Origin of the sequence: Micromonospora sp. U21, assembly GCF_018070045.1 — a bacterium.
Classification (GTDB): domain Bacteria; phylum Actinomycetota; class Actinomycetes; order Mycobacteriales; family Micromonosporaceae; genus Micromonospora.
The window spans coordinates 62,600-82,660 of record NZ_JAGPYK010000029.1 but is presented as its reverse complement, the minus strand read 5'-3'; the positions used below and the strand labels follow the sequence as shown (position 1 = coordinate 82,660).

24 protein-coding genes and 1 pseudogene are annotated in these 20,061 nt (G+C 70.3%); 19 read left to right on the top strand and 6 right to left on the bottom strand.

Translation table 11 applies throughout. The annotated features are described in order from the left end of the window. Positions 1–689 precede the first annotated feature (689 nt). A complete protein-coding gene (locus KBX63_RS27960; protein ID WP_210916390.1) occupies positions 690–1,718 on the top strand; it encodes a hypothetical protein in 1,029 nt (342 codons plus the stop codon). A 166-nt stretch (positions 1,719–1,884) separates the two neighbouring features. Here KBX63_RS27960 and KBX63_RS27955 read toward each other — a convergent pair whose 3' ends face one another. Then, positions 1,885–2,286, bottom strand: a complete 402-nt coding sequence (locus KBX63_RS27955) for a GntR family transcriptional regulator (RefSeq protein WP_210916389.1) — start codon at positions 2,284–2,286, stop codon at positions 1,885–1,887. A gap of 371 nt (positions 2,287–2,657) precedes the next feature. On the opposite strand from KBX63_RS27955, the gene KBX63_RS27950 reads away from it, so the two are divergent. The 5 genes and pseudogenes from KBX63_RS27950 to KBX63_RS27930 all read left to right on the top strand — a co-directional run. Continuing rightward, positions 2,658–2,876, top strand: coding sequence for a flavin reductase (locus KBX63_RS27950; RefSeq protein WP_210916388.1), 219 nt, complete (start codon positions 2,658–2,660; stop codon positions 2,874–2,876). Then, the gene (locus KBX63_RS27945; RefSeq protein ID WP_210916385.1) at positions 2,873–3,046 is read left to right on the top strand and encodes a hypothetical protein; all 174 of its coding nucleotides are present in this window, start codon (positions 2,873–2,875) and stop codon (positions 3,044–3,046) included. Before KBX63_RS27950 ends, KBX63_RS27945 begins: the two co-directional genes overlap by 4 nt. A 528-nt stretch (positions 3,047–3,574) precedes the next feature. Next, entirely contained in the window at positions 3,575–3,697 is a 123-nt protein-coding gene (locus KBX63_RS36885; protein ID WP_374102275.1) for a hypothetical protein, read from the top strand. Further along, complete coding sequence (locus tag KBX63_RS27935; RefSeq protein ID WP_210916383.1) at positions 3,697–4,011, top strand: transcriptional regulator; 315 nt, start codon at positions 3,697–3,699, stop codon at positions 4,009–4,011. Before KBX63_RS36885 ends, KBX63_RS27935 begins: the two co-directional genes overlap by 1 nt. 137 nt (positions 4,012–4,148) lie before the next feature. After that, positions 4,149–4,316, top strand: a pseudogene (locus KBX63_RS27930) (VapC toxin family PIN domain ribonuclease); the annotation flags it as partial. 353 nt (positions 4,317–4,669) lie between these two features. Here the strand turns inward: KBX63_RS27930 and uppS are convergent. Beyond that, the gene (uppS, locus tag KBX63_RS27925; protein ID WP_210916396.1) at positions 4,670–5,449 is read right to left on the bottom strand and encodes a polyprenyl diphosphate synthase; all 780 of its coding nucleotides are present in this window, start codon (positions 5,447–5,449) and stop codon (positions 4,670–4,672) included. Further along, a complete protein-coding gene (locus KBX63_RS27920) occupies positions 5,449–5,730 on the bottom strand; it encodes a hypothetical protein (RefSeq protein ID WP_210916380.1) in 282 nt (93 codons plus the stop codon). The genes uppS and KBX63_RS27920 overlap by 1 nt, the downstream gene beginning before the upstream one ends. A gap of 325 nt (positions 5,731–6,055) precedes the next feature. On the opposite strand from KBX63_RS27920, the gene KBX63_RS27915 reads away from it, so the two are divergent. From KBX63_RS27915 to KBX63_RS27885, 7 genes are all read left to right on the top strand, one after another. Further along, entirely contained in the window at positions 6,056–6,472 is a 417-nt protein-coding gene (locus KBX63_RS27915; RefSeq protein WP_210916379.1) for a YbaB/EbfC family nucleoid-associated protein, read from the top strand. Positions 6,473–6,475: 3 nt separating this feature from the next. Then, on the top strand, positions 6,476–6,796 hold the full coding sequence (locus KBX63_RS27910) for a WXG100 family type VII secretion target (RefSeq protein WP_210916378.1): 321 nt from the start codon (positions 6,476–6,478) through the stop codon (positions 6,794–6,796). Between the two features lie 9 nt (positions 6,797–6,805). Further along, positions 6,806–7,294 (top strand): hypothetical protein, encoded by a 489-nt coding sequence (locus KBX63_RS27905; RefSeq protein ID WP_247663408.1) that lies wholly within the window; start codon positions 6,806–6,808, stop codon positions 7,292–7,294. Continuing rightward, positions 7,287–7,775 (top strand): hypothetical protein, encoded by a 489-nt coding sequence (locus KBX63_RS27900; protein ID WP_210916376.1) that lies wholly within the window; start codon positions 7,287–7,289, stop codon positions 7,773–7,775. The genes KBX63_RS27905 and KBX63_RS27900 overlap by 8 nt, the downstream gene beginning before the upstream one ends. Beyond that, the gene (locus tag KBX63_RS27895; protein ID WP_210916375.1) at positions 7,772–8,128 is read left to right on the top strand and encodes a hypothetical protein; all 357 of its coding nucleotides are present in this window, start codon (positions 7,772–7,774) and stop codon (positions 8,126–8,128) included. The genes KBX63_RS27900 and KBX63_RS27895 overlap by 4 nt, the downstream gene beginning before the upstream one ends. A gap of 207 nt (positions 8,129–8,335) precedes the next feature. Then, entirely contained in the window at positions 8,336–8,791 is a 456-nt protein-coding gene (locus tag KBX63_RS27890; RefSeq protein ID WP_210916373.1) for a MarR family transcriptional regulator, read from the top strand. Between the two features lie 106 nt (positions 8,792–8,897). Continuing rightward, positions 8,898–10,079, top strand: coding sequence for a low temperature requirement protein A (locus tag KBX63_RS27885; RefSeq protein WP_210916372.1), 1,182 nt, complete (start codon positions 8,898–8,900; stop codon positions 10,077–10,079). Here KBX63_RS27885 and KBX63_RS27880 read toward each other — a convergent pair. Then, positions 10,076–10,654, bottom strand: coding sequence for an MBL fold metallo-hydrolase (locus KBX63_RS27880; RefSeq protein WP_210916371.1), 579 nt, complete (start codon positions 10,652–10,654; stop codon positions 10,076–10,078). The genes KBX63_RS27885 and KBX63_RS27880 overlap by 4 nt on opposite strands. A gap of 32 nt (positions 10,655–10,686) precedes the next feature. Here KBX63_RS27880 and KBX63_RS27875 point away from each other — a divergent pair, with 32 nt between their 5' ends. The 5 genes from KBX63_RS27875 (at position 10,687) to KBX63_RS27855 (ending at position 15,561) form a co-directional block, all read left to right on the top strand. Continuing rightward, a complete protein-coding gene (locus KBX63_RS27875; RefSeq protein ID WP_210916370.1) occupies positions 10,687–11,730 on the top strand; it encodes a P1 family peptidase in 1,044 nt (347 codons plus the stop codon). Between the two features lie 179 nt (positions 11,731–11,909). After that, the gene (locus KBX63_RS27870) at positions 11,910–12,338 is read left to right on the top strand and encodes a hypothetical protein (RefSeq protein ID WP_210916369.1); all 429 of its coding nucleotides are present in this window, start codon (positions 11,910–11,912) and stop codon (positions 12,336–12,338) included. Between the two features lie 113 nt (positions 12,339–12,451). Then, entirely contained in the window at positions 12,452–14,377 is a 1,926-nt protein-coding gene (locus KBX63_RS27865) for a protein kinase (protein ID WP_210916368.1), read from the top strand. A gap of 14 nt (positions 14,378–14,391) precedes the next feature. Further along, positions 14,392–14,994 carry an FHA domain-containing protein gene (locus KBX63_RS27860; RefSeq protein ID WP_210916365.1) on the top strand — a complete coding sequence of 201 codons (603 nt, stop codon included), beginning with the start codon at positions 14,392–14,394 and terminating at the stop codon, positions 14,992–14,994. Between the two features lie 102 nt (positions 14,995–15,096). Beyond that, a complete protein-coding gene (locus KBX63_RS27855; RefSeq protein WP_210916362.1) occupies positions 15,097–15,561 on the top strand; it encodes a hypothetical protein in 465 nt (154 codons plus the stop codon). Positions 15,562–15,598: 37 nt separating this feature from the next. Here KBX63_RS27855 and KBX63_RS27850 read toward each other — a convergent pair whose 3' ends face one another. Beyond that, a complete protein-coding gene (locus tag KBX63_RS27850; RefSeq protein WP_210916359.1) occupies positions 15,599–17,998 on the bottom strand; it encodes a glycoside hydrolase family 65 protein in 2,400 nt (799 codons plus the stop codon). A gap of 172 nt (positions 17,999–18,170) precedes the next feature. On the opposite strand from KBX63_RS27850, the gene KBX63_RS27845 reads away from it, so the two are divergent. Further along, complete coding sequence (locus tag KBX63_RS27845) at positions 18,171–18,800, top strand: phosphatase PAP2 family protein (RefSeq protein WP_210916355.1); 630 nt, start codon at positions 18,171–18,173, stop codon at positions 18,798–18,800. A gap of 20 nt (positions 18,801–18,820) precedes the next feature. Here the strand turns inward: KBX63_RS27845 and KBX63_RS27840 are convergent, their stop codons facing one another. Beyond that, positions 18,821–19,672, bottom strand: a complete 852-nt coding sequence (locus KBX63_RS27840; protein WP_210916353.1) for an A24 family peptidase — start codon at positions 19,670–19,672, stop codon at positions 18,821–18,823. Between the last annotated feature and the right edge of the window lie 389 nt (positions 19,673–20,061).

Below are 20,061 nucleotides of genomic sequence, written 5' to 3'. Positions count from 1 at the left end.
ACCCTCGTCCTCAAGCCGATCCGCGACCTCACCCACCGCCTGCGCTGGTCAGACTGGCGCCGCCGCCATCAAGCCCGAGCCCGACAAGCCCACTACACCCGGCGCCTCAACCTCGAACTCCAGCCATAATCCCAAACGGCGGCTGCCGTACTAGACACTGCCGGAGGCGCGCTCGGAGCCGCATGCAAACGGCCTCGCCGACGTTCCAGACATCCAAGGCGCGGCAGACCTGATCCGGAACAGGCGCGGAATGATCAAGCGTTTCGTTGGTGGGCTGTCGGGCACATGTGCTGGTAGGGCGCGGGGGACTCCGCAGCGAGCGCAACACCCTTCCTAAACCATGTGCCGCGGGCGAGCAGCCAACGGAGCAGCCAAGCCAGCGACCAACGGCGGACAGCGGCGGACCGCAGGCGCAGGTGGACGAGGACCAGGACCACGCCGATCAGCAGACCGCGACCGACTCGTAATGCGCCGGTCAAATCGGTGCGTCACGTCGACATGCCAAGCCGACCAGGCATGACTCTCCACTACCAACGTGGTCGACGGGAACGCTAGTCGCTGATGGAGGTGCAAGCCAGACCGACCGCGAGGCCAAGGTGACGTCCGGTAAACGGGTGCTGACTGATCAGAGCCGGGAAGGGTAGATTCCTGAGCATCAGCCGCTGGCACTTTTTCACGTGGAGGCTCGGTTGGCCGGGATGCTGTACTACCCCTTCGCAAACGCCCCGGCGGCAGTCCTGCACCAAGCGGTTCTGTACTGGGATGACCTCGCAACGGTCGTCGCTCCTGGGTGGGAACGCCGGCTGAGTGCACGGATGCGCGAGATGCAGGACGCGGGACTCTATCGACCTCTGGAGGCCAACATGGCCTTCGGACCCTACGAGCTGAGCGAGATCGAAGGGGAGCTCGACCACGCTCTCAAGCAAGTTCCACCCGACGACCTGATCCCACCCGTTAGTCCGCCGGACGCTGAGTTCAGCACACTTCACGTCGACAAGCTGCACGAGAGCGTCGTTGCAGAGCTGCTCGCCCGTCGGCTCGTCTACCCGCACCCACACAGCTCATCCCGGCTTGTCGCCGCGCCAGCCTTGCTGCACCTCGTCGTCAGCCTCATTGCCGGACGTATTGCCTTCGACAGCAACAGGCGATCAGGATGCATCGGTCCCCAGGGGCTACGGCCACACACCAACGTCCACACCGCTTATCGCCTCAGCACCGAACCCGCTCCAGGCTACGACGTGACGGCCTGCTGGCAGGTCGACGTGGGGGCCCTTTTGCCCGTGCCACGTGATGTCATGATCAGCGACCTTGTGGCCTTCAGGGCCAAGTACGACGCCGAGAGGCGCCACCTGATGCTCACCATCGACAAGCTCCTGCACGAGCTAAAGCAGGCCGGTCGCCACCCTCAGGACGCCTTCCGCCTGGTGGAACGAGACCTATCCAGCGCGGTGGCCGAACTACAGGCTGCCGCTCGTGCCACGAAGTGGGGTTGGGTTAAGCGATCGCTGGCCGTTACCGTTGCAAGCGGCGCTGGCTTCGGAGCGTCTGTGGCGATCGCCCAACCAGAGCTGGCCGCACCGTTAACGGTTGTGTCCGGACTAGCGGTCAACATCGCATCCAGCCAGTCCCGACGAGGCGTCGGCAGGACGGCGCTGGGCCAGCCAGCCGACTACACGTACCTGCATCGGACAACGGAGCTGGTCCGAGAAGCCATCTAAGCGAGGCAGCAAGAAGGCAGCGCCCACTTTGATGCGGGCTGAACCTGGACGTCGACCGACGAGGCCCGGCACCTGCTCATCGGTGAGCGCTGCTACCGGCTGGTAGCAGCCAACAACCTGAGACCGCATCCCCCCGGCGGGGCTCGCTAACGGCGTCGGGGATCGGTCAGCGGCCGACGCGGATGCGGTCGGCGGAGTACACCTGGCGCGAGCCGTCGGCGCGGAAGATCACGATGACCGGGATGCCCTCACCGATCTCCAGCTCGCGCCGTTCGGCGGGGGTGGGCATCCGAGCGGTAGCGGTGTCGCCCTTGAGGAGGGTCACCGTTTCGGTCGGCTCGTCGGCGCGGACGAATGTGCCGCGCGGTGGTTCCACGATCACGAGCCCTTCCGACCGGAGTAGCGCTACAGCCTGTCGCACGCTCGTGCGGCTCAGCCCGTACTCCTGAGCCAACCGGAGCTCGCTGGGAAGCGAGGCCCCTGGCGCGAGGTCGCCAGACGCGATCCGGTCTCGCAAAAGGTCTGCGAGCTGCCGGAACACGGCGCGATCCGCGCTGGGGTCGATCACGAATGTGACGCTACGTGTCCAACAGTTCTACATCTTATTGTATCTACAGTCCTACGTCGTTACGGTGACATGAGCTGGGACAACAGCCAACCGCCGGCTCCACCTGCCCGTGAGATCGAAGAATGCCCGAGGGGAGACCTGGTGCTTCGCGTGTCGTACGAGGAGTACTTGGTGGCTGTCGCGCTAACCCTGGCGAGGCGGCACCGGCCGGTCTGGTCATGGCAGCGATGGCGGAAGGTCTGCCGATGCGGGGGCGAGTTGCCCTGCCATGCAAGGCATCGAATCCCGATCAACCGGGGTCACTGGCCCTCAGAGGACGGCCGGCCATCCGCTCCGTCATCGGAACCGCCGGCCGAGCAGAGGGAGCCGAAGTGACCAACCACCTCCCGATCACGCCGGCCTGGACCTGCGGTGGCTGCGGTGCCGACTGGCCCTGCCACACCCGCCGTCGAGAGCTGCGAGCGGAGTACGACCGAGCCCCGGTGTCGCTCACCCTCTACCTGGCAGCCCAACTCGTCGAAGCCGCCCACGACCTGACCCACGTCCCCGCAGGCCACCTGCACTACCGCTTCCTCGGCTGGACTCGATGAGCATCCTGCGACCCGGTGACGAGAAGTTCCACTACAGCGACGGCTCGCACAAGTGGATCCCGCCAGACCCGGACTACGACCAGGAGGTCTGGGACGAGCAGGTCCGCCAGCACAAGCAACGCCACCTCAGGAACGAGCGTGCGAAGGTCCGCATCCAACGCCTCGTCTAATGCCAGCAGTACAGCAGCGAAGTACAGCAACCGTGCCACCCGAACCAGACCGAGAAGCGCGCCAGCAGGCCAGATGACCTCGCACCACACCTGATCCGGCCGGCTCGCCGGCAATCCATAGGTTCAGGGTTCGAGTCCCTGGCGGCCCACTTCGATCTTGTAGCAAGCGGCCGGGCGACGCCGGCTCCCCGGTCCCGGCCTGCCGAGAGGCAAGCGTTTCCGTGGCAGGGCGATGTATAGGCTGGGCTATAGTTCTCCCATGCCTAACGGGCCGGCCCGTCGCTGGGCGATCAGGACGACAAGCGATGTCCGCGACTGGTTACGGTCGCCGCGTCAGACTGACCCGGCGACGTACCGGTCTGTCAACGTAGCGATCGACATGCTCGCTGAGACCGGTCCGGGTCTGGGGCGACCGCTGGTCGACACCCTCCGAGGTTCGAGCATCGCAACCTCACGGAGCTATGACCGAGGTCTGGGCGGGACGTCGCCATTCGGGTTCTGTTCGTTTTCGATCCCTGGTCGCAGGCGGTGCTGTTGGTGGTCGGCAACAAGGCCGGAGACTGGACGCGGTGGTACGAGGAAGCGATCCCGGTCGCGGAGGTTGCGTACGAGGGCTGGCTTGCCTTCGAAAGGAAACGGAGGGAGGGCTGATGAGCGACTTCCATGACTGGGACGACGTCCGCGCCGAGTTGTACGACGGGGACGACGACGCGCTCGATGTGGAACGCGCCCGCACCGAGGCGTGGATCAGCGCGTTCCACCTTGCCGAGGAGCGGAAGCGGCTCGGGCTCACCCAGCGGCAGGTGGCCGAGCTGATGGGGGTCACACCCGGCCGGGTCAGCCAGATCGAGAACGGCGATCTGGAGGCCAACGAGGTTGCGACCCTGAGCCGGTATGCGCGAGCGCTGGGTGCCCGGATGCGGATCATCTTTGACTACGGCAGCGACCTCCGGCAGATCGCCTGATCCTGCGGCGGCGAGCCGGGCAATTGGCCTGCGCGCGCAGCGGCAACGGATCGCTTGCGACGGTCGCAGGCGGGTTCGCATGGTCGCACCTCCGGCCCACGCACTTCTCTGGCCTGCGACTCCTGGCCGTGCCGCAATCGATGCTGCTCGACCGAATGTGGCAGCTGCGGGGCACTGTCACGGCGTACGACGCCGCGTATGTCGTGGCGGCGGAGTTGATGGCCTGTCCACTCGTGACCGGTGATGGTCGGCTCGCCAAGGCCAGCGGCGTCCGCTGCGAGATCCGACTGCTCGCGTTGTCCTGACGGTGGCCGCACAAGGATCATCACGGTGGTACTGGCAGAGCAGTTGTCGGTCGAGGTGCACGTGGACGGCACCGAGCCGCTCGCCTCGACGGCGGGTGAACAACGCTCCTGCCTGGCAAGCAGGCTTGACCTGAGGCGTTTCCGGACGTCCGGTGCCCGTGGAAGCCCTTCGCCAGGTGCATCGCTGCTTCTGGAGCAGGCCAAGAGATGGCGGTGGGTATTCCGCAAAGCTCGACCGTCGGTTCGCGGGAGGGCATGGGGACTGCCCCAGGGGAAGCTGCGTGTCGGTGTCGTCTGATGGTCGCCGGTCTTCGCGGTCGCGCCACGGAACCGGGAGCGCGGTACGTGGGTTGTCAGGCTCCGAATCGTCGACTGCGGGCCGAGTAGGAGCGTAGGGCGCGGAGGAAGTCGATCTTCCGGAAGCCGGGCCAGTAAACATCGCAGAAGTACAACTCGGAGTAGGCGGCCTGCCAGAGCAGGAACCCGGACATGCGGCGTTCTCCGCTCGTGCGGATGACCAGATCAGGGTCGGGTTGACCGCCGGTGTACAGGTGCGCCGCGAGATCGTCGGCGGTTAGCCGCTGTGCGACGTCGTCGAGTGTGGCGCCCAGTTGTGCCTCCTGCTCCAGCAGGGAACGAACTGCGCTGACAATCTCCTCGCGGCCGTCGTAGCCGATGGCGACTGTGAGGTGGAAGTTGGCACCGCGTTCGCGGGTGGCGTCTTCCGCGAGTTTCAGGGCGTGGCGTGTCGAGTCGGGTAGGACGTCCGCGCGGCCGGCCAGGCGAAGCTGCCAGGGGTTGGTCGGACGAAGGAGAGGCTCCGCGACGACCTCCTCGATCATCTGCATCAGGTTCTCCACCTCGTCGGATGCCCGCTTACGCATGTTGTCAACGGAGGCGACGAACAGCGTGACGTGATGGATGCCCACGTCGGCACACCAGCCCAGTACCTCGTGGATGTGTTCTGCGCCGTATCGGTGGCCCACCCGGGGGTCATCGAAGCCCACCTGCTTGGCCCACCGGCGGTTTCCGTCCATCACCATCGCTACGTGCCGCGGCAGCGACTTACCGCGGAGCTGGGTGCGGAGGCGGCGGGCGTAGAGCCGGTAGGCGGCACGGCGTAGGGGCTGCATCATGATCGAATGAAATCACCCGACCGACGTTGGCGTTGGCCCGGCTGATCATGCACCCAGGCGGACACGGGATTGGTGACCTTCTGCCTTGGCGGTCTGGGCGGCGAGGGCGGCGACATGAAGCGGAAGAACGACCAACCGTTGAAGGTTCCGTCGTCCCCCACGATCGCCAGCCGGTAGGCCAGGAAGCCGAGGCCGACCACGCAGAAGAGGAACAGCACCATCGACACCAGCGCGACGCTCTTACGGAAGTCATGCCACTGATCCAGATTGTCCGGCACCGCCGTCACCCGATCCGTCCGCCCCGCCCCACCGGCGACCGCACCATGCCACAGCCCAACCACGGACCGCGACCCCGCCTCTACTCCACGCGAATCGGGTGTCGGGAAGAAGGCGTGCCGGGGTTGCTCGGTAGCAGAGCAGAACGACGCGTCGGGCTAACGGCGCATGGTGTGAAGTCCACTGTGGGTGCCCCGCGCGGCGGTGACCGATCGGGTACCGTCCGTTCGGAGCCGTTCACAGGTGGCCAGCACGGGGGTCACCTCCACTGTCCACTGCGGTTGGTGGCTACCGGAAAGCCGCCGGCCGGTCGGAGAGGAGCCCTTGATGACGGCCAGCGCAGACGAGTTTCGCCAATCGATGGATGACGCTCTGCGTACCTTGCGCGAGTTGCGGGCCAACCGTCACGCGGAGGAGAGCGTCGAGACTCGCGGCGAGGCCAGTGCGGCGGACGGCCTGATCACCGTGGTGGCTGCTCCGGGCGGTCGGATCGAGTCGATCACCGTGTTACCGCAGGCGCTTCTCGAGGGCGGCGACTACCTTGCCGAACAGCTGACGATCGCCGTCAACGCCGCCCTCGACGATCTGCGGGCCCGCACTGCCACCGACGCACCGGACGTCCCAGATGCGTCCGTGCTGCTCGAGCGCCTCGAAGGCGTGCAGCAACAGTCCGTGCGCCAGATGCAGTCGTTCCTGAGCACGCTCACCACCGCTCAGGCCCGGATCGCGCGGTCAGCGGGCTGACCGATGACGTTGGAGATCGATCCCGATCAGGTCCGGGCGGCCGGCACTCGGCTCGTCGACGTGGGTGAGCGCCTGGCGACGGCACTCGAAGGGCTCGACGCACGGCTGAAGGGCTTCGGTGAGCCGTGGGGCGGAGACATGCTCGGCACCCTCGTCGCTGCCTCCTTTCCGGTCGTCTCCGGCTACCTGCTGGAGTGCTGCGCCGCGATGGCCGACGAGTACCAGAGCAGCGGCGAGGATCTGATGGCCTTGGCGGACGACATGACAGCCGTCGAGGAGGAGCTGGCCGGCCGCTTCCGCGCACTGGCTGGGGAGTTGGGCTGACCGTTGGGCATGGCGATCCCGGGTGAACTCGCCTCGCTGCTCGCCATGATCGGGTACGACTGGCCGGAGGGTGACGAGGGGAAACTCTTCGAGCTCGGGCAGGTCTGGATGGACTTCTCCACCACCGTCGAGGAGATGGGCCAAAAGGCCGACGAGCTGGCCGCGGAGGTGACCGGCGCCAATCGGGGGGAGGTGGTGGCTGCCTTCAGCGCATACTGGTCCGGCGGCGAGGGGCCGGGCGGCGTGCTGGCCGGGAACACGACCGCCACCACCGTGCTGGGCGCCGGCTACGTGGTGGTCGCCGCGGTCGTACTGGCGCTGAAAGTTCAGATCATCGTTCAGTTGATCATCCTCGCCATCCAGATCGCCCAGGCGGTCGCCACGGCGGCGGCCACCTTCGGCGCGTCCCTGCTGGAGATCCCGATCTTCAAGATGATCACCAGCTTGGTCATCGACCAGCTCATCGACATGGCCCTGCAGGCGATCCTCGGTGGGTAAGCGCAGCCGCAACCGGCACCTACGCGATGCGGCGGTGCCGCCTCAGGTGGAGTCGGCGCTGGTCAAGCCAGTTGCGCAACTCGCCAAGACCCCTCGGGTACGCCGCGAGTACCACGTCGGCGACGAGCAGCGACCCAAGCACCGGGAGACTGACCGCAACCTGGCCATGGGCAGCGCGAGTCGCGCTCCCGCCAACGGTCAGACCGCGCTGGACCGCTCGGTGCAGATCAAGGAGACCAACGAGCGTCGCCGGATCGGCGTCGATCACGAGACCGGCGAGATCGTCATCCTCGACCGGCACCGCCGCATCGAGCCGAGCAATCCCGGCGAGGACGTCGTCGAGATCTACCACGGCCACGTCCGCCGCTGGGATGACCACAGCTCGGACGGCCTGAACGACGACATGCGCAATGCCCTCAAGCGGGGCGGGCTGGTAGACAAGAAGGGCCGGCCGACCGCGCCGCCGAAGGACGAGGGATGAGCACACAGCGCAGCTACTACGAGCCGGCACCGGCGACCCATGACAGCGCCACCGCCGCGCTCGCCGCGGGTGACATCGACACTCTCACCGACTCGATGGTCGGGCTGGCCCTGCACGACGCGGACTGGCGCTGGTGTCAGGACTTCTACCTGCGACTGCTGGACCACCCGGAGGAGGACGTCCGGGCCACCGCAGCGATCTGCCTCGGCCATCTGGCCCGCATCCACCATCGCCTCGACACCGACCGGGTCATGCCAGCCCTGCGCACCCGGCTGCGCGACCCGGCCGTCGGCGGCACGGTGGAGGACGTCATCGCCGACATCGAGCAGTTCCTCGGCCTTCCGCCCGGCTGAGCTCCAAGGAACATCGGCGAGACCTCTGGCTAGCCGGGCGGCTCGGATCGGCGCCGCTGACCGTGGACCGTGTCGGCTACCGCGACGTGAACACCCATCGATACCTGCATGCCAGTGGTCCCGGTCAACCACAGTCACCTTGACCTCAAGGATGCTTGAACTTCTACGGTCATCGCGTTCGTTCGTCGCTGACAAGGAGCCCGTGCCGTGACCACCAAGGAGTACACCCAGGAGGAACTCGCCGCGCAGCCCATCGGCTACTGGAGCGGCGAGGCGTACCGTGCCGTGGTCGGGCGCATTCGGGCGGAGCTTGCCGTGGAGCAGCTCACCCAGCCGCACTGGTGGACGCTCAACCACGTGGCCGGCGCCGCCGGCAGGTGGAGTCGCACTCAACTCGCCGAACGCCTCGCCCCCTTCGACGACCTGGGCATCGATTTCGAAGAGGTCTTCGACGACCTGGTCGCGCGCGGTTGGATGAGCGAGCAGGCCGGCACTCTGTCCCTTACCGAGGCCGGGGAGGCTGGGCGCCTCCGCGCCAAGGAGCGGAACTCGCAGGCGCACGAGCAGATGCACCAGGGCATCGCGACAGACGACTATGTAGCGGCCCTCAACGTGCTGCGTCGCATGATCGCCAACCTGGGCGGCAACAGCGACCTGCCCTGAGCTGTCCGGACCCGACCGGCCCGCACCAGCGAGATCCGGGTTCACCTGTCCCGTCACGTGGTACGAATGCCTCAATACGGGCATGAGCCACAGGACGGGCGAGCCGATGACGACGAGCAGAGCGGGCAAGCTGCTGCGGAAGCCCGAGGATCCACAACGGGCGACGTTCCTGGAGCTGTTCTTCGATCTGGCGTTCGTCTACGTGCTCACCCAGCTCTCGCGGGTGCTCAGCCAGGACCTCACCTGGCGCGGCGCCTTCCACACGCTGGTGTTGCTACTGGCGGTGTGGTGGGTCTGGTGCAGCACGGCGACGGTCCCGGACCGGTTCGACCCGCAGCGGCCGACGATACAGCTGCTGGTCATCGCGACCCTGGTCGGCAGCCTGGTGATGGCTGTCGCGCTGCCGGCGGTGTTCGGCGCGCAGGGCCTGGTCTTCGCGGGCGCGTACGTCGCCGTCCAGGTCGGTCGCAGCCTCGGCCTTCTCATCGCCCTGCGGGGTCACGAGTTGCAGCGCGGCGCCCTACGGGTGCTCATCTGGTTCTGCGTGTCTGCCGTGCCGTGGATCACGGGGGCGCTGGTGCACGGCACCGCCCGCGAGGCATTGTGGACGCTGGCGGTGGTCATGGACTACCTGGCGGGGAAGCTCCGCTACCTCACACCGGGCCTGGGCCGCTCACCGCCCGCGGAGTTGCCGAGCGCGGCCGAGCACCTGGCCGAGCGCCACCGACAGTTCTTCATCATCGCGCTCGGCGAGTTGATCCTGGTCTCCGCTTCGAGCCTCGGGGGCAGTGGCTTCGCGACCGACCGGACCGTGGCGTTCTTGGTGTCGATCGCCACCACGGTGCTGCTCTGGCGTATCTACATCCATCGTGCCGGTGAGTTGTCGGCCGCGGCCATCGCGGGCTCCCCCGATCCCGCCCGCCTCGGCCTGTCGGCGTTCTACGCCCACCTGGTCATGGTGGCCGGCGTCGTCGTCACCGCGGTCGGCGCCGAACTCGTCATCGCCCATCCATCCGGGCACGCCCAGACGGCCTGGATCGCGGTCATCCTCGGCGGGCCCGCGCTGTTCCTGGCCGGGCGTGCCCGCTTCGAGTACGCGGTCTTCAGCCGGGTGTCCCGGGATCGACCGCTCGGGCTGCTCGCGTTGGCCGCCCTGGCACCGGTGATGCTTCTCGTACCGCCGCTCGTGGCCGCCGTCGCCGCCGCCGCGGTCCTGGCCGGGGTCGCCATCTCCGACGCCGCCCGCGCGAAAGGGCACCCACCCGAGCCGCCGTCGCCACCCGGTTAGCCGGGAGCGCCCGGTTGGTCGCCGCCTGCGGTCAGTGGGGAAGGGTGGCGAGCAACTCCCGCGTCTCCTGCGCCGTACGCGGGTGACTGTGGCTGTCGACGTACGACCCCGCCGGGCAGGGTGAGCGTGTCGTCGAACTCGGTGTGCGGCGGCACGACGGCGAAGCCCTCCCAACTCTCCATCGCCCAGGCCCGGGCCCGGAAGCTCGGCCCGAGTCGGGGGTTGGCGGCGACCTCCTCGCGCAGGTACCGGTGCCCCCACGGGTGTCGGGCCTCCGCTTCGAGGATGCGGGCCCCGGACCGGTGCCCGATGACCTCCACGTCGGGCCAGGCGCACGCACCCCAGACGTGGTCCCAGTGGTGGTGGGTGTAGACCAGCCGCCGTGGCGCCGGCAGCCCGGCCGCCTCGATCTCGGCGCGTATCCGGCGGACGGCCGCCGGGCTGTTGCCGGCGTCGACCAGCACGCTGCCCGACTCCTCCGCGATGACCGCGACGCCGCCCTGAATGATGTCGTGGTCATCGTCGTGCGGATACCACCACACCCGGCCGGCCAACCTCCGCAACGATCTCCGCATCGCCGAAATCTAGCAACGACGACAGGAGCTTCATGGAGCAGTTGAGCCGCCGCGCCCGCGACCTCGGGATCGTCGTCGGGACGCTGCCCACCGGGCGGCACAACGCGATCACCGACGTCGACGGCGTCCTGGTCGGGCACACCACCATCGACGACGGCGCCGACCTGCACACCGGCGTCACCGCCGTCGTGTCGAGTCAACTCGGCCCCGGACGATGGACCCTGCCGGCCGCCGTGTACTCCGGCAACGGCCACGGAAAGCTCGTCGGCTCCACACAGGTCGACGAACTCGGCGTACTGGAGTCACCGATCGTCCTGACCGCCACGCTGTCCGTCTTCCGGGCCGCGGACGCGCTACTGAGTCACCTGATGGACCGTCGCCCCGAAGGTCTGTCGTTCAATCCCCTCGTCGGCGAGACCAACGACGGCCACCTGTCGGACATCCGCCGCCGCCCGATCAGGGAGGAACACGTGCTCGCCGCCGTCACGGGGGCGTCCGACGAGCAGCCGGCGGAGGGCTGCGTCGGGGCCGGCACCGGCACCACGGCGCTCGGCTTCAAGGGCGGCATCGGCACATCGTCGAGGACGGTACGGGTCGCCGACCGACCGGGGATGGTCGGTGCGCTCGTCCAGTCCAACTTCGGCGGAGTGCTCACCGCCCTCGGCGTTCCGCTGCCGGTCGGTGAGCTGGTCCCGGACGCCGACCGGACCGAACCGTCGGGCAACTCCTGCATGATCGTGGTCGCCACCGACGTACCCCTGGACGCCCGGCAGCTCGGACGGCTCGCCCGGCGGGCGGTCTTCGCGATGGGCCGGGTCGGGGCGTCCTACAGCAACGGCAGTGGTGACTACGCGATCGCGTTCAGCACCGCGCAGCCGGACCAGCGACCCATCCCCGACGGGGAAATCAACCCGGTCTTCGCGGCCGTCCTGGATTCTGTCGAGGAGGCGCTGCTCAACTCGCTCCTCACCGCCGTCACCACCACCGGTGTGGCCGGCCGTACCAGTCACGCCGTGCCACACGGGGCGGTGATCCGGCGCTTGTCGGCGGCCGGCCGGCTGGCGGCACCAGGCTGATCCCGCGCGGTCGAGTTGACGTCAGCAGGACAGCGCGCGTTGCACCGGCCAGCGTCAGGTGGGACAGCACCGTGGTCGGGTGGGGAGGAAAAGGTCGCCGGTTCGCCACCTGTCGCGTGATTCGGGTGGCTGGTCTGCTGGTGGGTGCAGGTCAGGTCCACCAGAGAAAGCAGGGCTCCATGTCGACACTCCGCCGTACCCTCGCCGTCACCGCCACGCTCGCCGCGGCCGCCGTCACCTCGGTTGTCACCGCATCGCCGGCGATGGCCAGCACGCCGGCCAGCTGCTCCAGCGTCCGCCAGATCGGTACGACGCGGGTGCTGACCGTCGGCGGCATGGAGGCGGCCTCGGTCAAGCAGTACTACGGCTGCGGCTACAACTACGCCTACATCTACGTCTGGGAGCAGTACCGCAACACCCACTCCAACTGGGACCTGTACGTGCACGTGATCGACCACAGCGACAGTGGATCGGACTACGGCGTGGGCGAGCTGAACAACACGACCCGCGCGGAGCTGTGGGGCGCGCCCGCGAACACGGCCGCCCACTGCACGCACGTCACCGGCTACCTGAACTCGACGGGCGGCTCGACCAGCACGGTCTGCTGACACCACTGCTCGCCCGGCGGCCCGTCGGACGGTGGAAAGGGGGACCGTCCGCCGGGCCGCCGGGCCCGATGGCCGTCGATAGCCGACCTACCCGTCGGTCATAATGAACCGCAATGGTCCACAGAGCGCAGCCGACGGCCCACCGCCCCGGGGAGGCCATCTCCGAACCGGGGCTGGATCTCGGCGTGGTCGGGTGCACGGACGCTGTGGAGATCGGGCGGGGCGGCTTCGGGGTGGTCTACCGCGCCTGGCAGCCCGACTTCTCTCGCTGGGTGGCCGTCAAGGTGCTCGCCGCGGACTGGCACGGCCCGTCCCGGTCCCGCTTCGAGCGGGAGCTGAAGGTGCTGGGGCGGCTCTCCGACCATCCGCACATCGTGACCCTGCACCAGGCTGGCCGGACCGCCGCCGGCAACCCGTACCTGCTGATGGCGTACGAGGAGGGCGGCTCGCTGGCCGTCCGACTCGCCGCCGAACCGGACGACCCGGCGCGGCGATGGGTCGCCGCGACGGCCGGCGGGATCGCGGTGGCGGGGGCGCTGGAGACCGCGCACCGGGCCGGCGTGCTGCACCGCGACGTGAAGCCGGAGAACATCCTGATCTCCCGGTACGGCGAACCCAAGCTGGCCGACTTCGGGTTGGCGCGGCCCCGGTCGGTGAAGCCCGACCCGGCCGGACGGCGGGTCACCACCAGCGTGCTGCACGCCGCACCGGAGATCCTGCGCGGCGAGCCGGCCGCGGTGACCGCGGACGTCTACGCGCTCGCCTCGACCGTGCTGCACTGGATCCGCGGCCGGCCCGTCTTCGACCCGGAGACGTCGGACGGGGAGCCGACGACGGACGCGCAGGGCGGCGGCAGACGCGTCGGCGTGGGCGGCACCGCGGCACCCGAGCTCGCGCGGCTGCTCCGGCGTATCGCCACCGAGCCGGTGCCCGACCTGCGGCCGTCGGGCGTACCCGACACGGTCTGCGCCGTGCTGGAGCGGGCGCTGGCGAAGGATCCGGCGCGGCGGCACCCGAGCGCGGCCGCCTTCGCCGAGGCCCTCCAGCAGGCGCAGGAGGCCACCGGTCAGCCGGTCACCCCGTTCGTCCTGGGCGGCGGTGACGCCAGCGCCGGGTGGCCGGACGGCGCACCGTCAAGTGGCTCGCCCCGGCCCAGGTTCTCGCTGAGCGCCCGTAGGCGCGCGGCCCTCGCCCTGGACCTCACGGCCACCGCACAACCGGCGACCGGGGTACGCCGGCGCGTACCGGCCCGGGCGGTCGGATCACTGGTCGTGCTGGCGTCGGTGCTGGCCACCGGCGCGTCGGCGGTCCGTCCGACGCCCGCTCCGGTCGACGTGCCAGCGCAGCTCGCCTTTGGCAACCAGGAGGTGAGCGCGGAATCGGCCGAACGCGCGGTCACCGTGCGCAACGGCGGTGACCGGGAGGTGCAACTGACCGGGGTGACGACGACCGGCCCGCACGCCTCCGATCTGCGGATCACGACCGAGACCTGCACGTCGCGCCGACTGGGGCCCGGCCAGCGGTGCGAGCTACGACTGATCTTCACTCCGAACGGGGCCGGGCCGCGTCGACCGGAGCTGGCGTTGCGCCTCGCCGGACGGTCCACTCCGGTCACCGTCCGCGCGGTCGGCACCGGCCAGCCGCGCCGGGCCAGCCGGGACGACGCGCCCCCCGGTCCCTGCTACCAGGACGCCTACCAGGTCGGCTCGTCCGCCTACGGGCACGCTGGCGGCCTGCGTGCCATCTCCGTGAAGCAGTACTGGTCGCCGACCTGCCGAGCCGTGATGGCGTACATCTGGGTCTGGAAGCAGTACCGCGACAACGCGGCGGTCGGCGGCGGCACCTGGGACGTCGACCTGGCCGTCCGGCCCGACCAGGGCGAGGCCGTCGCCCGGCAGCGGGCGCAGGGGCAGCCGTTCGAGCTGTGGACGGAGCCGTTCCCGGTGACCGGCGGCTGTACCGCCGCGACCGCCACCGTGCGGAGCCAGCGGACGGGGCAGCCGACCAGCGCGACGACCGCGCCGTACTGCGGCCCCTGACCGTAGGAGGCGTTGTGACGGACGGGTACTTCGAGGTCTACGGGGTGGGCGCCGTCCGGCTGGTGCCGTTGACCGCCGACGCGCTGACGATCGGACGTGCGCCCACCAACGAGCTGCCGATCGACAGCAACCTGGTCTCCCGGCTGCACGCCCTCGTCGAGCGCTTTCCAGCCGGCTGGTCGATCCGCGACCTGGGCAGCACCAACGGCACCACGGTCAACGGCAGCCCGGTGCGCCCGGCGCAGATCCTGCGGGACCGGGACCGGGTCGGGATCGGCCCGGCCCGGCTGGTCTTCCACGCCCCGGCGGAACACCCCAGCACCCGGACCCTGCACGTCGAGCCGGCACCCCCGCCACCCGGCCTGACGCGGCGGGAGCAGGAGGTGCTGACCGTGCTCTGCCGCCCGTTCGTCGAGGGTGGGGTGCCGTTCCCCGAGCCACCTCCGGTGCGGGCGATCGCGGCCACCCTGCACGTCACCGAGAGCGCGGTGAAGAAACACCTGTCCCGGCTGTACGACAAGTTCGACCTCACCACGAACGACGAGCGCCGCCGCGCGCGGCTGGCCGGCGAGGCCGTCCGCCGGGGTGCGGCCGGTCCAGCACCGGCCGCACCCTGACCGCACGGCGGGGGCTGGTCGCCCCGCCGTGTCGTTGATCCGGTTGTAGCCCGCCCCCACCAGGGACGACGGTGGGGGCACCGACCGTCGAGGGGGACACCGATGACCAGTCAGCGGGAGACCGTGCAGGTCGACCACGACCTGTTCCGCGCCGTGTACGACTCGCCCGCGTCGCTGCCGGGACGGCACCGGTGGACCACCCCGGAATCGGACGTCCGACGGCTGGAGAAGCTGCTCGGCATGCCGGCGCGCACCATCGGCGCCCCGCTCTGGGTCAGCGGCGACGAGCCGGACTGCCCGAAGTGCGGCCGGCGGGTCACCTGGTACGACATCGTCTCGTCGGCGCTGTCCGGCCTGCACGACAAGGCCATGATCGCCACCGTCATCCTCGGCGAACGCAAGTACGTCAACACCGAGATCCCGGACGCGATCCCCGGTGTGCGCTGCGCCGACTGCCACACCACGATCGACGGCCTGCGCAGTTTCAAGTGCCACAACTGGGCGTACGCCTTCGAGGCGCTGGAGGCCGTCCGCGAACGGATGGCCGGCGGCCTCGGGCCGACCTGACCGTCGCCTGCGGGCACGAGCAGCGGACGGCGGCGGGTCAGCCGGCCGAGCGGCGGGTGGGACGGCGACCGGGCGGTGAGTGCGGCTCGGGCCCGGGGTCGGGCACCGGTGGCATCGGCCGGATGACCGGTGCGGCACCGGTGACCCGAAGCTCCGCACCGTGGTGCCACAGGTCGACCGCGGCGTCCGGGCGGGCGTCGGGCAGCTCGTAGCGGGCCTCGGCGGAAGTCAGCGTGACCCGCAGCCGATGTCCGCGCCAGCGCAGGCTGAACGCCAGCCGGTCGATCCGCCGGGGCAGCCGGGGGTCCAAGGAGAGCACCCCCCGGTCGTCGCGCAGCCCGCCGAAGCCCTGCACCAGCGCCAGCCACGACCCGGCCAGCGACGCCAGGTGCAGCCCGTCGGCGGTCTTGTCGCCCAGGTCGGCCAGGTCCTGCAGCACCGACTCCGCGAAGAGGTCGTACGCCAGGTCGAGGTGCCCGACCTCGGCGGCCAGCACCGCCTGCGGCGCCGCCGACAGCGACGAGTCGCGGACCGTGCGGGCGTCGTAGTAGGCCAGGTTGCGGGCCTTCTCGTCGGCGGTGAACTCGCCCGGGCAGAGCTGCATGGCCAGCACCAGGTCGGCCTGCTTGACCACCTGCCGGCGATACAGCTCGAGGTAGGGGTAGTGCAGCAGCAGCGGGTAGTCGTCCTCGCCGGTGTTCGCGAAGTCCCACTCCGGCTGCTCGGTGAACCCGGCGGCCTGCTGGTGCACTCCGCGCTTGCGGTCGTACGGGATGAAGACCGCGTCGGCGGCGGCCCGCCAGCCGGCGATCTCCGTCGGGTCCACCCCGAGCCGGCTGGCCAGGTCGGGGTGGCGCTCGGCGGCGTCCGCCGCGCCCCGCAGGTTGCGCCGGGCCATCAGGTTGGTGAAGACGTTGTCGTTGACCAGCGCGGCGTACTCGTCCGGCCCGGTCACCCCGTGCAGGTGGAACGCGCCGGTGTCCGACCAGTGGCCGAAGCCGTGCCAGAGCCGGGCGGTCTCCACCAGCAGATCCAGCCCCGCCTCGGCGAGGAACCGCTGGTCGTCGGTGGCGGCCAGGTAGCGCAGAACCGCGTCGGCGATGTCGGCGTTGACGTGCAGCGCGGCGGTGCCGGCCGGCCAGTAGCCGGAGCACTCCCGGCCGCCGATGGTGCGCCACGGGAAGGTCGCGCCGGTCAGCCGCAGCTCGCGGGCGCGCTCGCGGGCCTCCGGCAGGTGGGCGTGCCGCCAGCTCAACGCCGAGCGGGCCACCGCCGGAGCCAGGTAGGTGAGCACCGGCAGCACGTAGCTCTCGGTGTCCCAGAGCACGTGCCCGTCGTAGCCATTGCCGGTCAGGCCCTTGGCGGGAATGGTCCGGTCGGAGTCGGGGCGACCGGCCTGAATCAGGTGGAACATCGCGAACCGGGTCGCCTGCTGGAGTTCCGGGTCGCCGTCGAGCAGCACGTCGGCGGCCTGCCAGGCCGCGTCCAGGGCGGCGCGCTGGTCGGCGAGCAGGGCGTCGAAGCCGTCCGAGCGGGCCGCGTCCGCCTCGGCGGCGACCAGGTCGGCCAACTCGCCGGCGGGCGTCCCGTCGACCGCCGCGCACTCGTACGCGGCGAACTTCGTCAGCTCCAGCCGCTCGCCCGGGTGCAGCGGGCCGGCCACGGTGAGGCGTACCCGGTCGGGAGTGCAGTCGCCGGTGACGGTCAGCGTGCCCGGCGCGTCCACCAGGTGGCTGACCGCCACCGCGACGCGCTGGCCGCTGTGCTCGGTGCGGTGCACCAGCGAACCGTCGAGGCCGGCCGCACGGTACGTCTCGGCGGTCAGCGGATCGGTGAGCACCGAGGCCGCCCGGGGATCGTCCGAGCGCTCCGGTACCCGCTCGTTGGCCAGCAGGTCCGAGCAGACCCGCAGCTCGACGGGCCCGTCCAGCGTCTCCACCTCGTACCGGACGGCGACGACCGGGCGGCGGGGCAGGGACACCAGTCGGGTGCTGCGGATGCGCACCCGCCGCCCGGCCGGCGAGATCCACTCGGTCTCCCGGCGCAGCACGCCGGCGCGCAGGTCGAGCACCCGGTCGTGAACGTGCAGCGTCCCGGTCCGGATGTCCAGCGGTTCGTCGTCGACCCAGAGCCGGATCAGGGCCGCGTTCGGCGCGCTGACGACGGTGTCGCTGGCCTGCGGAAAGGCGTACCCCTCCTCGGGATAGCTCAGCTCGCGCCGCTCGTGGAAACCGTTGACGTAGCTGCCCGGCATCACGCACGGCGCGCCCTCGTCGAGGACGCCACGCCAACCGACCCACCCGTTGCCCAACGCGAAGATCGACTCGGTCTCGCCGAGCCGGTCCAGGTCGGCCGCCGTGCGCCGGATCCGCCAGGTCTCCTCGTCCACGCCCTCGACGGCGGGCGACGGTTGATCGGTGGCCGAACCGGTGTGCACGGGTGCCTCCTCTGGGGTGCCAACGTCCCTGACCAGCAAAGCAGAGCCGGCAGTGGGATTGCTGGACGAAGGTCGGTGAGCCGCCCGTACCGTCGACTCCTGCGCCGCCGCCTGCCGCGTTCCTACCTTGTCTCCCAGGTGAACCGGGTATGAACATCTGGTGAGGTGATGCATGGTCGACAACGGCAACATGGACGTTCCGGAGATCAGTGCCGAGTGGTACCGCGACGTGATCGGCGTCGCCGCCGACAGCCCGCCCCCGGTGCAGTGGTTCGTCGGGCACGCCACCGAGGGGGTGATCCTGCTGCTCGGCGGCCTGCTGCTGGTGGCCGCGCTGAGCCGCCTGTCCGGCGGCCCGCGCGACCGGGCGCTCGCCCTGGTCGCGCCGGTGCCGACTCTCCTGGCGTACGCGGGCAGCGAATGGTTCAAGACCGTGGTGGACGAGGACCGGCCGTGCCGGACGGTGGGCCGGGCCATCATCGCGGGCAGCTGCCCACCACCGGGCGACTGGTCGTTTCCCAGCAATCACGCCACCCTGGCCGGCGCGCTGGCGGTCACCACCCTGCTGCTCTCCCGCCGGCTCGGACTGGTCGCGCTGCCGCTGGCCGCGCTGGCCGCGTTCTCCCGGGTCTTCGTGGGCGTGCACTACCCGCACGACGTGGTCGCTGGTGTGCTGCTCGGTGCCCTGGTCGCCACCCTGGCCACCCCGCTGCTGGCCCGCCCGGCGACAGAAGCGCTGCGCCGCCGGGCCGACCGCGCCCGCCGCCCGGTGCCCGACCTGGCGGGCCGACCCCGCCGCTGACCCCCGCCCGCCGCAGCTTGTCAGGTGGTCAGCAGGAGGGCGCCGACGGTGCCGAGCAGCAGGAACGGGCCGAACGGCAGGTGGGTGGTCCAGCGGACCCGCCGGGCGGTCAGCAGGCCCAGGCTGACCAGCGCGGACAGCCCGAACGCGAGCAGCAGCCCGAGCAGCAGGACCGGCCAGCCGTACCAGCCGAGCAGCGCGCCCACGCTGAGCACCAGCTTGGCGTCGCCCAGCCCGAAGCCACGGCGGCCGAGCAGCAGCGTGCTGCCGGCGAAGAGCACCGCCAGCCCCGCGCCGGCGGTGACAGCGCGCAGCCAGGGCCCCGGCTCGGGGTCACCGAGCGCGGCCGCGCCGAGCAGCAGCCACGTCCCGGCCGCCGCCGGCAGGGTGAGCCGGTCCGGCAGCCGGTGCACGGCCAGGTCGACGAAGACCGCCGGGACCGTCCAGCCGAGCCACCAGGCCAGCGCCGGCAGCGCACCACCCGGCGGACCGACCAGCGCCAACAGCACCACCGCGCCGAGCCCGGCGAGCGCGGCCAGCTCGACCGTGCCGGGTGGCGGACCGACCCGGGCGCGGCAGCGACCGCACCGGCCGGCCGGGCCCAGCGCGGGCCAGGGCCGGGTCAGCCCGACCGGTGCGCCGCAGGCTTCGCACCCGGTCGGGCTGGCGGTTCCCGACGGTACGGCGTGACGCAGGACGGCCCACCGCAGCAGCGGGCCGACCGCCAGGACTGCCAGCGCGGTCGAGAGCCGGGCACGGCCGGCGGCTCGGTCGGCGGGTTTCGTCGTGCCACCGGATGGCGGGGGTGCGGGCGTCCGATCGGGCGGATTCTCCTGACCGGGGACGGCCGCCGAGGGGCCGGTCAGCGCCATGTCGACCCCGCCTCTGGCCCGGCAGAACCCCGGGAGGCGAACACGGATCGTGACTGAACGATCGCTTGGGTGTAGCGGATGGCGCAGAAAGCGACCTGCGCAGCCGGCCGCCCGGCGGCTTCCTGGGCCGGCCCAGGGCCAGCCATCCCGCCGATCGGTGCGGTCCACTGCCCGGAGTGCGGCACAGACACCCCTCACCACCACCTGTCATCACGGAGAGTGTTCAGTTGAATTGCCTCTGTTGCATCGGCGAGCGTCAGCCTATGCTCGCCCCTTGGGTGTGACGCAAGCCTCACCGCAACAACCGGACGACACAGGACCATCCATTTGTAAAAGATCCGTAACGGTGAATGCAGAAGCGCAATGAACGGTTCCGGATGTGCTGATCC

Bases quoted from the DNA above. Each gene is read 5' to 3' on its own strand.
- KBX63_RS27945 (WP_210916385.1), top strand. From the start codon at position 2,873: ATGAGCATCCTGCGACCCGGTGACGAGAAGTTCCACTACAGCGACGGC.
- KBX63_RS27935 (WP_210916383.1), top strand. From the start codon at position 3,697: ATGAGCGACTTCCATGACTGGGACGACGTCCGCGCCGAGTTGTACGAC.
- uppS (WP_210916396.1), bottom strand. From the start codon at position 5,449: ATGCAGCCCCTACGCCGTGCCGCCTACCGGCTCTACGCCCGCCGCCTC.
- KBX63_RS27915 (WP_210916379.1), top strand. From the start codon at position 6,056: ATGACGGCCAGCGCAGACGAGTTTCGCCAATCGATGGATGACGCTCTG.
- KBX63_RS27910 (WP_210916378.1), top strand. From the start codon at position 6,476: ATGACGTTGGAGATCGATCCCGATCAGGTCCGGGCGGCCGGCACTCGG.
- KBX63_RS27905 (WP_247663408.1), top strand. From the start codon at position 6,806: ATGGCGATCCCGGGTGAACTCGCCTCGCTGCTCGCCATGATCGGGTAC.
- KBX63_RS27895 (WP_210916375.1), top strand. From the start codon at position 7,772: ATGAGCACACAGCGCAGCTACTACGAGCCGGCACCGGCGACCCATGAC.
- KBX63_RS27885 (WP_210916372.1), top strand. From the start codon at position 8,898: ATGACGACGAGCAGAGCGGGCAAGCTGCTGCGGAAGCCCGAGGATCCA.
- KBX63_RS27880 (WP_210916371.1), bottom strand. From the start codon at position 10,654: ATGCGGAGATCGTTGCGGAGGTTGGCCGGCCGGGTGTGGTGGTATCCG.
- KBX63_RS27875 (WP_210916370.1), top strand. From the start codon at position 10,687: ATGGAGCAGTTGAGCCGCCGCGCCCGCGACCTCGGGATCGTCGTCGGG.
- KBX63_RS27870 (WP_210916369.1), top strand. From the start codon at position 11,910: ATGTCGACACTCCGCCGTACCCTCGCCGTCACCGCCACGCTCGCCGCG.
- KBX63_RS27865 (WP_210916368.1), top strand. From the start codon at position 12,452: ATGGTCCACAGAGCGCAGCCGACGGCCCACCGCCCCGGGGAGGCCATC.
- KBX63_RS27855 (WP_210916362.1), top strand. From the start codon at position 15,097: ATGACCAGTCAGCGGGAGACCGTGCAGGTCGACCACGACCTGTTCCGC.
- KBX63_RS27845 (WP_210916355.1), top strand. From the start codon at position 18,171: ATGGTCGACAACGGCAACATGGACGTTCCGGAGATCAGTGCCGAGTGG.
- KBX63_RS27840 (WP_210916353.1), bottom strand. From the start codon at position 19,672: ATGGCGCTGACCGGCCCCTCGGCGGCCGTCCCCGGTCAGGAGAATCCG.